The sequence below is a fragment of the Burkholderia cepacia genome (assembly GCF_001039005.1).
Taxonomy (GTDB): domain Bacteria; phylum Pseudomonadota; class Gammaproteobacteria; order Burkholderiales; family Burkholderiaceae; genus Burkholderia; species Burkholderia theae.
This window is the reverse complement of the sequence record NZ_LDWR01000152.1, coordinates 1-307: the sequence shown is the minus strand read 5'-3', so window position 1 is coordinate 307 and position 307 is coordinate 1. Positions and strand designations below refer to the sequence as shown.

1 protein-coding gene is annotated in these 307 nt (G+C 58.6%); it reads left to right on the top strand.

The window, feature by feature from the left end:
• On the top strand, positions 1-307 hold a 307-nt coding region (locus VL15_RS43655; protein WP_048252189.1), incomplete at both ends, for a hypothetical protein.

Below are 307 nucleotides of genomic sequence, written 5' to 3'. Positions count from 1 at the left end.
ACGACAGCCCGGTCGAGGTCGACGTCGACAGCGACGACACCGTGCTATTAGTCGAACTCAGGCCGGTCGACAGTGAATTGATGCCTGTTGAAGTCGACGTGGACAGCGAAGAGATCGAGCTATTCGCCGACGACAAACCGGTCGAGGTCGACGTCGACAGCGACGCCACCGAACTATTGGTCGAGCTCAACCCAGTCGACAGCGAGTTGATGCCCGTCGAGGTCGACGTGGACAGCGAAGAAATCGAGCTATTGGCCGACGAGAGGCCAGTCGAGGTCGAGGTCGACAACGACGTGATCGAACTGTT